Genomic DNA, 13149 nt, shown 5'->3' on the forward strand with positions numbered 1-13149 from the left:
ACCGACAGATTAAGAGGGCGTTTCAGGCAAAGAGAAGGAGAATCGTGAGCCTTTACCAGGTTCCGATTCTAATTTTATTTTGCCGCCCAATAGTTCAACATAGGCTTTGGAAATGGCAAGTCCAAGTCCTGAGCCGCCTGCGCGTATGGTGTGGTCTCCTTCCACTTGTCTGAAGCGCTTGAAAATCAGCTTGTGATGAATTTTATTGATACCAATTCCTGTATCTTCAACAAAAAAACAGAACTGGTTATCTTTTGATTCATAGCCAAAATTTACTTTGCCGGCTTCAGTGAACTTAATAGCATTGCTTATAAGGTTTGAGAGTATTTGGCGCAGTTTTACTTCGTCTGTAACCATTAATTGATGACTTTTTGCTGCGGGAGTTGAGAGCTGAAATTCAAAACCGGCATCATCTGGTATGGTGCGTAAAAAACTGTTGTATATATCTGTCATTAATTCTTTTAAATTGACAGGCGTTGTCCTCACTTTGGTGTGGCCACTTTCAATCCCCGAAAACTCGATCATGTTATTGATAATTGCCAAAAGATGATAACCACTTTTTTTAATAACATTAGAATAGAAATGTTGATCTTTACTATGGATGTTTGGTAATTGGAATAATTCCGCAAATCCAATGATTGCATTCATAGGGGTTCGTATTTCATGCGATAAGTTTGCAAGAAAGGCAGATTTAAGTCTGTCGCTTTCTTCTGCTCTGTTTTTGGCTTCAATCAATTCCTGAGTTGCCATAACCCTTTCAGTAATATCCATTACCAACCCGGTAGAACGGACGACATTACGTTGTTCATCAAAAACATTCTCGCACTTTTCCAATACATGTCGTATTTCTCCGGTATCTCCTTTAATAATTCGGTGCTCAAATTCATAATTTGGTTGTTTGTCTATTACCGATTTGTTGTATGCAGATATTACCATTTCACCATCATGGGGGTGAATAAACTGCACGAAGTCATCAACAGTCGTTATTGGATTGTCCGGATTAGCTCCAAAAATCTCGTAAACTTCCGGCGACCATGTAAGTGTTTTGGTTGATTGGTCTAAATCCCAATTCCCCATTCTAGCGAGGTTTTGAGATTTTTTTAACCTGTCAGCACTTTCCGAAAGTTTTTGCTCGGTTTGAAGTCGGGATTCTGCAAACTGAAAGAGTATTATTGAGACTGTAAATCCGCTGAATAACAAAATCCAAAGAGCAAGAGAGTAATAATGCTCATATTGATGATGCATGGTTTTTATGAATGTGGAATCAAGAATGATAAAAAGCCCCCATATACTAAATGCAGTAACAACCGCACCGGAGAGGATTTTCTTATTGTATCGCATATAATTTGTAACAGGCAGATTATATATTTTACGCACTACTGGGATTCTCAATAAAGCAGAACCGGCAATGATGAGAAATAAGGCATTTATTGAATCCTTCACCACAATGCTTGTAATGATGTTTCCTGCGAGAAACTTGACGGTGTTTCCAGCCCAGAATGGAGGATTAAAGGATAAAAGGTAATTGAAAAATAGAAAATAGCTGGTTGAGAGACTGATTATGAATATTATGTATTGTCTTGTAAGTGCTTTATAGTATAGACCTTTGTTTGCTGTTTTGAATTCTGGCGATGTTCGTCCTAAAAGCAGCAACAGAAAAGTTAAGACCGTTATGCTGAGTATGCTTGCATACCCATTGGTAGGCCATAATAGAAGAGGGTATAGAGCACCTCCGGAAGTGGCACAAATTAAAGCATATTTCCATCCCAAAACCAAGGATGTCATCACAGAGAACAAAAGAGACCATGGCAATGTCAGATTAATTTGCCCAATGTCAACTGTAATGCTTGCTTTGGCGAACAGAAATGTTAAAACTCCGGAAATTACGGCAATCTGCACCTTTCTGGTTGTAGAAAGAAAATCGCTGCTGTAATTCTCCTGGTTATAACTATCCGGTTCTGGCCGCATTCAGATAAATCTTGGTCGTTGCTTAAGTTTTAATAACGTAAATATACCAATTTTAGATAATTTATCTTCCTGTGTGAATTAAAAAAGATACGGAACGTCAATGTTTTTGCGTTTGTCCTCCTGAATTAACTGGCGACACATTTGTCAGCAAATTCGGCTAGTTTGAAGTCCTTTTCGGTTATCCCTCCTTTATCATGTGTGGTAAGAGAAATTTTTACCTTATTATAGGAGTTGCTCCAGTCGGGATGATGATCCATTTTTTCTGCTTCAAGGGCAATGGCAGTCATAAATGAAAACGCCTCAATAAAGGTCGAGAATTTAAATTCTTTATGGAGTGCTTTATCGTTTACAGCCCAATCTTGCAACTGTTCTTTTAACATTTTACGTGCTTCGTCTTCTGAATAAGTTTTCATAGTAGTTGGTATTGAATTAGTTGATATTACAGTTTATTGAACATGTTTGTGTGAGGTTTTTTCCTTTAAATGGAAGTGACCTCCGAAGAGCATTACAAGTTATGCTTGTCATTTCATGATGTCAAGAAAATCTTCATATTTCCATGACTACTTTATTTTTTTCCGGCTTAATCGATAAAGGATAACTTGTAAGAGTGTATTGTTATTTTATTCACTCCCCTTACCTCTCATGACGTAAGAGTTAGTCATTCAGAGCGAAGCGATAAGTCTATTTTATGAATGTCATTATTAGAAAAACTTAGTCGGACAGTCGTGTCTTTTATTATTAGTTTTCCTGATTTTAAAGCGTGTAAGTTTTTGATGTGTCAAACATGCATAAAATCAGAGATATAGAACCTGTATTGTCTGATGGTATAATAATCTCGCGTTCTGTTGTTTTATCAAACATAATCAAAATTGTATATTTGATTATCGGTATTAAGTTGTCTTATTGAAAATAGGGTATATGTATCGTCTAATTATACTGATATTGCTGTTTTTGGTTTTCTCAGGGTTGTTTCCTTGTAAAGGTGATGATTTGGGAAACAGCTACGTTGTGTATGTTGTTCAAAACCGTTGGCACACCGGACTGGTTTTTCGGGTAGATGATCTGAATGCCGATATTTGGCAGGAAGCAGAAAGTTTTACAGATCGCAGATGGGTTGACATTGGTTGGGGAGATGAGCGTTTTTATCAAGCAGACGGGAGTCCTGTTCACTTGGCAGCACGTGCTGTTTTATGGCCAACCTCAAGTGTTTTACAAGTTTTCCCATTCAGCAATCCATTGCGGTTGGCTTATGGAGAAAACGCTCGAATATTGAGAATTCCGGTTAATGAATCGCAATTAACAGCTTTAATGCAGTATGTTGCCGATAGTTATCTGCGGAATAAGGAAGGCAAAGCTCAGCCAAGCAGTGTTTATGGTGAGAGCCGGCATTTTTTTAGAGCAACCCGTAAATATCATCTGTTTAGAACATGTAATACATGGGTGGTAAATGGATTTAAGGAGGCAGGTTTGCCTGTTCGATCCTTTTGCGTTTTAAATGCCAATCAGTTGTTCCGGCGTTTATCTAAAATTCCGGGTGCTGAATTTGAATAATTACTTTTATTTATCCTTATCCAAAATGAAAAAAGCTACAATTTTATCCATTGATGGAGGAGGCATTCGGGGCATCCTTCCGGGAGTCGTTATTGCTTATATTGAGCAACAACTTCAGAAAAGAGATGGAGAAGATGCCCGTTTGTCCGATTATTTTGATCTGATTGCCGGAACCAGTACCGGGGGCATTCTCTCATGTTTATATCTTACACCAAAAGATGATGGCAGGCCGAAGTTTACTGCTTCCGAAGCGGTTTCTCTCTATCTTGAGAATGGAGCATCCATTTTCAGACGTCCTTGGTATAAAAGAATGTCTAATCCGGCGGCTCTTCTCAAGGCGAAATACGACGTCAGTGAACTTGAAAAGATAATTCTTTCCTATTTGGGTGATACCAGGTTGAGTCAATCTCTTAAGCCTTGCCTAATTACTGCATATGATTTCTTTCAGCGCCGAAGTATCTTTTTTAATAAAAAAGATACCATGAAAGGGGATATTTATGATTACTATTTGAAAGATATTGCCCGATCCACTTCTGCTGCTCCAACCTATTTTAAGCCATCGCGTATTTATTCAGTTTTTAATGCACCTTTGTCTCTGGTAGATGGAGGAGTGTTTGCTAATAATCCGGCTATGTGTGCATATGCAGAAGCAAGAACTTCTGATTTTTCATCCTTGTTAAAAAGGGAGGATAAGCCGGTTTTTCCAGGAGTGGATGATATGCTGATGATTTCAATTGGGACAGGATCAAAGGGAGAGCCATACACTTTTAATAAAGCTAAAAAGTGGGGTGTGGCAGGATGGCTACCTGCTTTAATTGATATATTGATGTCGGGAAGCTCGGAAACAGTTCATTATCAGTTAAAACAGTTGTTTGCTACTTCTAAAAATGAAGAACGCGGTGGATATTACAGGTTAGAGCCTTCCGTGGGTGAGGCTTGTACAAAAATGGACGACGCTTCCAATAAAAACATGAAACTACTCGAAGAGGCGGGCCGAAGTTTTGTGGCAGAAAATCGAGAGACTTTAGAAAAAATTGTTGATTTATTAATATTGAATAAATAAATCACTTATTGAAAGGTTGTTTGAAATTGCTTAAGAAGAGATTGTATAACTTTTTGATTTTTGAAAAAATCAAATGGTTATTGCGTATTTCGGTAAATATTTAGATACCATCTAAGCATTGATCTTATCAGTGAAAATACCATTTTTATAACCTGAATTATTCAGGTTATAAAACAGATGATTCAAAAATGTCCAAGCATCAAAATAATAGACAAAAATTGCAGGAAGGGTTTCCCGGCCAACGAATGATTGTCCTACCTGATAAACTGATTGAAGATGTTGCCATCAGTGATTTGACATCTGCCTTATTTCTGACCGATGCCGGCTTTTATCCTCGTGCCCGATTTCATTTCAGGGAACGTGAATCGGGGTGCCGGGAGTATATCCTGATCTATTGCATTGAAGGTAGAGGAGTCATTGAAACACCTAAAAACAGCCTTAAAATCACACCCAACACCTTTTGTATCATTCCTCCTGACACACCTCATACCTACTTTTCGGATTCGAATGATCCCTGGAGCATTTATTGGATCCATTTTCAGGGGTTATATGCTCCTCATTTTTTTTCTAAATATGCACCTTTGGGTGAGATACATAACAGAGAAGTTTTTTTTGATGAGCGCAGACTTAAATTAATAAACTCTGTCCTGTTTGCATTGGAAGATGGATTCGCCAGCCATAACATTGAATTCGTAAATTTAAATATGTGGCAAATATTAACCTCTTTTCTTTACCAGGATCTTTATAGCGGAAATGTTTCCGGAAAAGACAGTAAAGTTTCGGATGTTATAGATTTGATGAAAGCTTCGATTGATCAATCATTAACCATCCAGGATATAGCTGAAAAAGTAAATTGTTCTCCTTCTCATTTGTATGCTCTTTTTAAAGAGCATACCGGTTATTCTCCTCTTCAATATTTTACTCAGTTAAAAATTCAGAGAAGTTGCTACCTGCTGAGTTTTTCCGATCTAAGCATCAAAGAAATTTGTTGTAAAATAGGCATTGCTGATCCTTTTTATTTTAGCCGATTGTTTAAAAAGGTGATGGGTCTATCACCTTCTCAATACAGAAGAAAACACAAAGGATAGATTGATGGCATATGCTTAAGTCTCTAATATTAAGGATGGGGGCTTCGTATAAGGTTTTAGGAATAATCATAGTTTTGTCCATATGATTTAAAAAATGTCCATTTCTATTTATAAATGTTATTGGGATATTTGTAATTGATTTGAATTATTTATCTGTAATAATTTAACCATCTGCGATTGGATATGAAAAAATCAAGTTGTTCCAGAGAGTTGTTATGACCTTATTTCAATATTTTAAGTTTTTGATCACAATAATTTTATATGGAGCAAGAAACTACTCCCGAAGCTTCGGGAGCCATTGAATAGCAAGTTATAGTATATGAAAAATAAGCTTTTAATCATCCTGTTTTTATTCCTGCTTTCATTTCCGGCATGGCTGATGTCAGGAGGTAAATATCACATTGATTTGTCGGGTGTAAACACAGAAGTTTTACGTGGGCACCTCGATTTGGGTGGCCGAAGTATATCCGGAGAAATCATCGATGTAAATAGCTTTTACATCGAGCGCAACGGAGAACCTTATATTCCTGTAATTGCGGAGTTTCATTATAGTCGTTATCCCCGGGAGTATTGGGATGAACAGATAAAAAAAATCAAAGCTGGTGGTGTCACCGTTGTAGCTTCTTATGTGTTTTGGAATCTTCATGAATTTAAGGAGGGGGAGTTTGACTGGAGCGGAAATCTTGATTTGAGACACTTCGTAGAGTTATGTGGAAAAAATGGATTGGATGTGATCGTGCGAATAGGTCCATTTGCGCATGGAGAAATGCGCAACGGAGGCTTGCCAGACTGGCTATACGGCAGGCCTATCGAGGTACGTAGCAACGATCCGGCTTATCTTTATTACGTTAATCGGCTCTACCATCAGATTGGAGATCAACTATCCGGACTTATGTTTAAGGATAATGGACCCATCATAGGAATTCAGATTGAGAATGAATATCAGCATTCGGCAGCTCCATGGGCTTTTACATACCAAGGAGCTCCCAGAGAAAATACAGTAGCCCGACGCGATGTGGATATTACCCAAATTGGTGTAGGAGTAAACGAGTTTGGAAATGAATTTGCCGGTCTTGGCCGTGACCACATGAAAACTCTGAAGATGTTTGCCATCGAAGCAGGCATGGAAACTCCTATTTATACTGCTACTGGGTGGGGTTATGCCACCATCGTTGAGAAAGGCTCCATTCCTGTTATGGCCGGTTATGCTTATCCATTCTGGGTGCCTGATAATCGACCTTCGCCATTCTATCTTTTTAAAAACATTCATAAAAATCCTGATTACTCCCCTGTAAGTTATGATGTGAATCTATATCCATCGATGGCTGCAGAACTGGGAACCGGAATTGCTGTTACTTATTCCCGTCGTCCGAGAGTTCCCGGTGAGAGTTTTCTTCCCATGATGGTGCGAACTGTGGGAAGTGGAACCAATGGTTTGGGATTTTATATGTACCATGGAGGCACTACTCCCTCAATAGGCAATTTTTTTATGACGGAAGGGTTTGGTCTTGCCAATAAATCTTATGATTATCAGTCTCCCATCGGAGAGTTTGGAAAGACAAGTAAGGGATATTACCCTCTTAAGCTGATTAATTATTTTCTGCAAGGGTATGGAAATGTTCTTGCCCCTTTTTATCCTGTTTTACCTGAATCAAATGAATCAATTTCGCCAGATAACACCGAGACTTTACGCTATGCAATAAGGACAGACGGAATGTCCGGTTTTATCTTTATGCATAATTTTCAGGACAGAATTGCTATGCCAGATCATCGGGATCTGCATATTAATGTGAATACAATTGAAGGTACTTTCCGATTCCCCCATAATGGAACTTTTACATTGAAATCTGAAGCTTCCGGGATTTTTCCGTTTAATCTGGATTTTGATGGTGTTTTTATTCATCAGGCAACAGCACAGCCATTTATGCGCTTTGAAAACGATGGCCGCGTTTATCATGTGATGGTAGCTATTGAGGGTTTTCATCCTCAATTGGTTTTAAATGGAGATACAGATGTTTCAGGAACCGGAATAAAAACTGAACTCATTAATGGTCGTAAAGTGGTATCATTTCCTGATGACCGACTTTCGGAAATGGTTTCCAATGATGTTTCTTTTCTGGTTATTCCCTATGAAATGGCTTTGAAGGCCTGGCTGACAGGAAAGGCAGGTAATCAGCATCTGATTATTAGCAATGCTCTCGTGCTTGAAGATGAGAAAAGTCTTTCGCTTATCAGCGATCATCAAACAGAGATATGTGTGCGGGTTTATCCTGCCATTAGGGATTTACGATCTGGTGAGGCAAACGTTAATAAACTCGAGCAGGAACTTGCTTCTGTTTCGGGTTGGATATTGTCTATTGATCCAAAAGAGCCAGTTCTTCAGTTGATTCCCTCGGGTGATCGTCATTTTGTATTGAGAGCTGAGCAGTTGGATATGAATGGGTTCAATGATGTGTTTATAACTTTCGACTATCGTGGTGACAGAGCTGTATGCATGATGAATGGAGAACTGATGACCGATCACCTATATACCAGTGCTCCGTGGACCATTGGATTAAAGAGGTATGTAGAGATGCTGAAAGACCATGAAATGTATTTTTATTTCATTCCCATGAGAAGCGATGCTCCTTATTTGAGCTGGCTCGATGAAGAAGTGATCCCTGATTTTGGCGAAAGACGTGAGTTTTTGGAAATCAAAGAGCCTGAAATATCAGTTGAGTACCGCATAGATATTATGATTGAAAAGGATTAATTAGTCATGAATAAGATCAATTCAAAATATGTGTTGGGTCTGTCGCTGGTTTCTGCCATGGGAGGATTGCTTTTTGGATACGATTGGGTAGTGATAGGTGGAGCCAAGCCTTTTTATGAGAGTTATTTCGGAATAGCGCATTCGCCAGGCCTTCAGGGATGGGCTATGAGTAGTGCTTTGGTGGGATGCATCGTTGGCGCACTGGTAGCCGGTCGCACCAGCGACCGATTGGGCAGAAGAAAACTGTTGATGCTTGCAGCAGGGTTGTTTGTCATTTCGGCATTAGGTACTGGTGCTTCTAACTCTTTTACTTTTTTTATTTTATATCGCCTCATAGGAGGAGTGGGAATAGGAATCGCGTCCACCATTTCTCCCATTTATATCGCTGAAATTGCACCGGCAGGGAAACGTGGCATGTTTGTTTCGATCAATCAAATGACCATTGTTATTGGTATTTTGGCTGCACAAATTGTGAATATGCTCATCGCTCAACCAGTTCCGGAGTTATTTTCAGCTGAGGAAACACTTGCTTCGTGGAATGTCCAATGGGGCTGGCGAATGATGTTTTGGGCAGAGCTGATTCCAGCCGGATTATTCTTTGCTTTAATGTTTTTGGTACCTGAAACACCTCGTTTCCTTGCAAAGATTGATCGCTACGATAAGGCCCAAAAAATATTATATAAAATTGGTGGATCAGAATATGCCAATTCAGCGTTGGAGCAAATTAGGGATACATTAAAGGAGAGCAGTTCCAAAGTATCACTAAAACCTCTTATGGACAAACGAGTTGCTCCGGTAATTCTGATTGGAGTTGTTTTGGCTGCTTTTCAGCAATGGTGCGGTATTAATGTGATATTTAATTACGCAGAGGAGGTGTTCACATCAGCTGGTTATTCAGTTAATGACATGTTTATAAATATTGTGATAACCGGAAGTGTAAATTTGGTTTTTACCATTGTGGCTATGGGAACGGTGGATAGATGGGGAAGACGAAAACTGATGTTGCTTGGCTCCGGAGCTCTTGCATTAATATACATGGTTTTAGGAGCTTTTTATTTCTTTGGTGTTACGGGTTGGGCGGTTTTGCTCATAGTGGTAATGGCCATTGCTGTGTATGCCATGTCATTGGCTCCAATCACGTGGGTGGTTTTATCCGAGATCTTTCCAAACAGAATCAGGGGTGTAGCCATGGCTGTAGCCACCTTGTCCTTATGGACTGCGTCAGCTCTGCTCGTGCTAACTTTTCCGTTTCTGAATAGTGCTTTTGGAGCATCCGGAACATTCTGGATCTATGGGGTGATTTGTGTTGCGGGGTTTATATACATCTATCGCGTTTTACCAGAAACAAAAGGTAAAACCCTGGAGGAAATTGAAAAGGACTTGAATAAGGATAAGAAATTGAAGAATTAAATATGTCAATCAAAAAAGCTAAAGCCTGGAAAGAAAAGGTGGTTATCCCTACCTACGAAACGGGGCTTCCCGAAAAAAATCCGATGTTTCTCGAAAAGCGTGTTTATCAGGGGAGTTCCGGTGTGGTGTATCCTTATCCGGTAATTGAAAAGATTTTTGATAAAAAAAAGGACAAAGTTTGGCAGGCACTTTTTCTTGAGAATGATTTTGTGAAGATTATGATTTTACCAGAGTTGGGAGGTAGAATACAAATGGCTTATGACAAAACGAAGGAGCGCCATTTTGTTTATTATAACCAAGTGATAAAGCCTGCTTTGGTCGGATTAACGGGTCCTTGGATATCAGGTGGTATTGAGTTCAACTGGCCTCAACATCATCGTCCGACAACTTTCGATCCTGTCGATTTTTCCATTGAAGAGAATCAAGATGGGAGTGTTACGGTATGGTGCAGCGAACTGGAACGAATGTTTCGAACCAAAGGGATGGCTGGTTTTACTCTCTACCCCGATAAATCATATCTTGAAATCAGAGTTCAAATATATAATCCCACCCCCTTGCCACAAACATTTCTTTGGTGGGCCAACCCTGCCGTAAAAGTAAATGATCATTACCAATCGGTGTTTCCTCCGGATGTAAATGCTGTATTTGATCATGGCAAGCGGGATGTTTCTTCTTTTCCTGTGGCCACGGGAACTTATTATAAAATAGATTATTCTCCCGGCACGGATATTTCCAGATATAAGAATATACCTGTTCCTACTTCTTACATGGCCATTGTTTCCAAATATGATTTTGTGGGAGGTTATGAAAATGATTCAAAAGGAGGACTGCTTCATGTGGCTAATCATCATGTTTCGCCAGGAAAAAAGCAGTGGACATGGGGGAATGGTGAGTTCGGAAAGGCCTGGGATCGACATCTTACGGATGAAGACGGCCCATACATTGAGCTGATGTGTGGGGTCTTTACCGATAATCAGCCCGATTTTACATGGTTGGCACCCCATGAAGAGAAGTCTTTTGTTCAGTATTTTATGCCGTATCGAGATTTAGGCGTGGTTAAAAATGCAACAAAGGATGCAATGCTTAATATGGAGATCGTTAACGATCGACTTGTTTTAAAGGTTTATACGACTGGGATTTATCCAAATGCAACAATAGAATTAAATGCGAAAGGAGAGCGCATTTTTGTAGATAGCTATAGTGCTTCACCTTTAAATTCATACGAAAAGAGCATCGAGCTACCTGAAGACACCGTTGAGGAAGACTTGTATCTAAAGGTTACCAAAAGCGATGGAACGTTATTGGTGAGTTGGCAACCCGAAGGTTGCCGGCAGAATGAAAACCCAGATCCTGCAAAACCTGCCAAATTGCCGGAACAAATTGACTGCATTGAACAGTTGTTTTTAACCGGACATCATCTCGAACAGTACCGACATGCCACTTATCAGCCAAAGGATTATTACGAAGAAGCTTTGAAAAGGGATTCTGGAGATGTACGTTGCAACAATGCAATGGGTTTGTGGCTTCTGCGAAAAGGCAGATTTGCTGATGCTGAAGGATTCTTTAGGAGAGCGATTAAAACTTTAACAGATCGAAATCCAAATCCATATGATGGAGAACCATATTACAATTTGGGCCTTTCTTTGAGATTTCAAGGGAAATGTATGGAAGCTTACTCTGCATTTTACAAATCCACGTGGATGGCTGCCTGGCAAAATTGCGGCTATTTTCAATTGGCAAGGCTGGATACGCTGAATGGAGAGTTTGGCAAAGCTTTGGAACATATTGATAAATCCATTTCAAGAAACAGCTACGACCATAAGGCGTTACATCTTAAATGTGCAATTCTGAGACATACAAATAAGATTAATGAAGCGCTTCAGTTGACCGAACATGCTCTTACCATCGATCGGTTCAATTTTGGTGTTCTTTATGAGAAAACGCTGATTTCCGACGACAATAAGACACAGCAAGAGTTTAGTACACTCATTCGCAAAAACATACATAATTACATTGAATATGCATTGGATTATGCTGCTGCCGGAATGTGGAATGAAGCCATTGCTTTATTGAGAACAGGTCTTGAAGAATCAGCTACATATCCAATGGGATGGTATTATCTGGGCTGGTTTTTCTATAACATAGGAGATCATAAAGAGGCATTTTCAGCATTTCAATATGCTGAAAATGCATTACCTGACTATTGCTTTCCCAATCAGTTGGAGTCTCTGATTGCTTTAAATAAGGCAATTGATATCAACCCGGAAGGTTCAAAAGCATATTACTACCTGGGAAATTACTGGTATAATGCACGACACTACGAAATTGCTGCAAAATGCTGGGAAAAATCCGCACAATTGGACGTAACTTTTCCGACGGTTTTCAGAAACCTTGCATTAAATTATTTTAATAAACAGAAAAATGCAGAATACGCATTAAACTGCATGGAAAAAGCTTTTCGGCTTGATCCCGGCGATGCTAGAGTGTTGATGGAATTAGATCAATTATCCAGGCGTTTAAATCATTCGATTGAGAATCGTTTAAGGAGGCTTTACAATTTTCCCGAACTTATAGAGCAGCGTGATGACCTTTATCTTGAAGTTGTCACTTTATTAAATCTTCAGGGGAACCATGAACAGGCACTTGATATGCTTATGAAACGGAAATTCCATCCGTGGGAAGGGGGTGAAGGAAAAGTGACGAATCAATATGTGAGTTGTTTGGTTGAAATGGCAAAAAAAGCCATAATGCAAAAGAATTTTGATTTGGCATTGGATTATCTTAAACGATCGATGGATTATCCCGAAAACCTGGGAGAAGGCAAACTTGCTGGTGCTCAGGAAAACGATATCTGGTATTGGATGGGGTGTGTTTTTGACGAAATGAACCAAGTATCAGAGGCTAATGAATGTTGGGAGAAAGCTACAAAAGGGATAAGTGAACCAGCTGCTGCGATTTTTTATAACGACCAGTCGCCCGACAAAATTTTTTACCAGGGATTGGCATTACTGAAGCTTCAAAGGAGAAGTGAAGCCGATGATCGTTTCTCCCGCTTGATTGAATATGGTAATAAACATCTAAATGATGAGGTGAGAATCGATTATTTTGCAGTTTCTCTGCCAGATTTACTTATATGGGACGATGACCTGAATATCCGAAACCGAATTCATTGCATGTATATTAAAGGATTGGGGTTATTGGGACTTGGCCGGGTAGATGAAGCGGAAACGTTATTTAAAGAAGTGAGCTCGATGGAGTGCACACATGCAGGTGTTAAAATACATCAGAGCATGATAGAATCAATTTGAAAAACATTA

Annotated in this window: 8 protein-coding genes; 6 read left to right on the top strand and 2 right to left on the bottom strand. The window is 39.4% G+C overall.

Annotated elements, in window-relative coordinates; genetic code table 11:
* Window positions 1-9: 9 nt before the first annotated feature.
* Entirely contained in the window at window positions 10-1968 is a 1959-nt protein-coding gene (locus EV194_RS04470) for a sensor histidine kinase (RefSeq protein WP_132432531.1), read from the bottom strand.
* 125 nt (window positions 1969-2093) lie between these two features.
* Window positions 2094-2381, bottom strand: a complete 288-nt coding sequence (locus EV194_RS04475) for a 4a-hydroxytetrahydrobiopterin dehydratase (protein ID WP_132432532.1) — start codon at window positions 2379-2381, stop codon at window positions 2094-2096.
* A gap of 505 nt (window positions 2382-2886) precedes the next feature.
* Between EV194_RS04475 and EV194_RS04480 the strand changes: the two genes are divergently transcribed.
* From EV194_RS04480 to EV194_RS04505, 6 genes are all read left to right on the top strand, one after another.
* Window positions 2887-3519 (top strand): DUF2459 domain-containing protein, encoded by a 633-nt coding sequence (locus EV194_RS04480; protein WP_132432534.1) that lies wholly within the window; start codon window positions 2887-2889, stop codon window positions 3517-3519.
* Between the two features lie 25 nt (window positions 3520-3544).
* A complete protein-coding gene (locus tag EV194_RS04485; RefSeq protein WP_132432536.1) occupies window positions 3545-4582 on the top strand; it encodes a patatin-like phospholipase family protein in 1038 nt (345 codons plus the stop codon).
* 188 nt (window positions 4583-4770) lie between these two features.
* On the top strand, window positions 4771-5670 hold the full coding sequence (locus tag EV194_RS04490; protein WP_132432538.1) for a helix-turn-helix domain-containing protein: 900 nt from the start codon (window positions 4771-4773) through the stop codon (window positions 5668-5670).
* Window positions 5671-5989: 319 nt separating this feature from the next.
* The gene (locus tag EV194_RS04495; RefSeq protein WP_132432539.1) at window positions 5990-8422 is read left to right on the top strand and encodes a beta-galactosidase; all 2433 of its coding nucleotides are present in this window, start codon (window positions 5990-5992) and stop codon (window positions 8420-8422) included.
* Between the two features lie 6 nt (window positions 8423-8428).
* Window positions 8429-9832 (top strand): sugar porter family MFS transporter, encoded by a 1404-nt coding sequence (locus EV194_RS04500; RefSeq protein WP_132432541.1) that lies wholly within the window; start codon window positions 8429-8431, stop codon window positions 9830-9832.
* A 2-nt stretch (window positions 9833-9834) separates the two neighbouring features.
* The gene (locus tag EV194_RS04505) at window positions 9835-13140 is read left to right on the top strand and encodes a tetratricopeptide repeat protein (RefSeq protein ID WP_132432543.1); all 3306 of its coding nucleotides are present in this window, start codon (window positions 9835-9837) and stop codon (window positions 13138-13140) included.
* Window positions 13141-13149 lie beyond the last annotated feature (9 nt).

Origin of the sequence: Natronoflexus pectinivorans, assembly GCF_004345615.1 — a bacterium.
Taxonomy (GTDB): domain Bacteria; phylum Bacteroidota; class Bacteroidia; order Bacteroidales; family Marinilabiliaceae; genus Natronoflexus; species Natronoflexus pectinivorans.

Excerpts from the sequence above, each read along its gene's own strand:
- EV194_RS04495 (WP_132432539.1), top strand. The coding sequence starts at position 5,990 with ATGAAAAATAAGCTTTTAATCATCCTGTTTTTATTCCTGCTTTCATTT.
- EV194_RS04485 (WP_132432536.1), top strand. The coding sequence starts at position 3,545 with ATGAAAAAAGCTACAATTTTATCCATTGATGGAGGAGGCATTCGGGGC.
- EV194_RS04470 (WP_132432531.1), bottom strand. The coding sequence starts at position 1,968 with ATGCGGCCAGAACCGGATAGTTATAACCAGGAGAATTACAGCAGCGAT.
- EV194_RS04505 (WP_132432543.1), top strand. The coding sequence starts at position 9,835 with ATGTCAATCAAAAAAGCTAAAGCCTGGAAAGAAAAGGTGGTTATCCCT.
- EV194_RS04500 (WP_132432541.1), top strand. The coding sequence starts at position 8,429 with ATGAATAAGATCAATTCAAAATATGTGTTGGGTCTGTCGCTGGTTTCT.
- EV194_RS04475 (WP_132432532.1), bottom strand. The coding sequence starts at position 2,381 with ATGAAAACTTATTCAGAAGACGAAGCACGTAAAATGTTAAAAGAACAG.
- EV194_RS04490 (WP_132432538.1), top strand. The coding sequence starts at position 4,771 with ATGTCCAAGCATCAAAATAATAGACAAAAATTGCAGGAAGGGTTTCCC.
- EV194_RS04480 (WP_132432534.1), top strand. The coding sequence starts at position 2,887 with ATGTATCGTCTAATTATACTGATATTGCTGTTTTTGGTTTTCTCAGGG.